This window comes from Nonomuraea recticatena (assembly GCF_039533245.1).
In the GTDB taxonomy this organism is placed as follows: Bacteria; Actinomycetota; Actinomycetes; order Streptosporangiales; family Streptosporangiaceae; genus Nonomuraea; species Nonomuraea roseola.
The window spans coordinates 1-526 of sequence record NZ_BAAATE010000201.1 but is presented as its reverse complement, the minus strand read 5'-3'; the positions used below and the strand labels follow the sequence as shown (position 1 = coordinate 526).

General features: G+C 72.1%; 1 protein-coding gene. It reads left to right on the top strand.

Annotated elements, in window-relative coordinates; all coding sequences use genetic code 11:
- A partial coding sequence (locus ABFX50_RS51150) for an NAD-glutamate dehydrogenase domain-containing protein (protein ID WP_346158574.1) occupies window positions 1-526 on the top strand: 526 nt, incomplete at both ends.

The window sequence follows — 526 nt, the reverse complement described above, 5'->3', positions numbered from 1 at the left end:
TGCGCCTGGAGCAGGCCACCCTGGACAAGCTCACCGGCGAGGACCTCGACTCGGTGCGCGTGCGCTTCCAGGACGCGTTCGCCGCCGCGTGGCGCGGCGAGTCCGAGGTCGACGGCTTCAACACCCTGGTGCTGCGCGGCGGCCTGACCTGGCAGCAGGCGGCCATGCTGCGCGCGTACGCCAAGTACCTGCGCCAGGCCGGCGTGTCCTACAGCCAGGACTACATCGAGGACGCCGTCCTCGGGCACACCGGGGTCGCCACCGCGCTGGTCGAGCTGTTCGAGACCCGCTTCGACCCGGCGCTGGACGAGGACACCCGGATCGAGCGCACCGACGGCCTGGCCGACCGGATCACCGGGCTGATCGACGACGTCACCAGCCTGGACGCCGACCGCATCCTGCGCAGCCTGCTCACCCTGGTGCTGGCGACCCTGCGGACCAACTACTTCGTCCGCGACGCCGGTGGCGCGCCCCGCCCGTACCTGGCGGTCAAGCTCAACCCGAGGGCCATCCCCGAGCTGCCGCA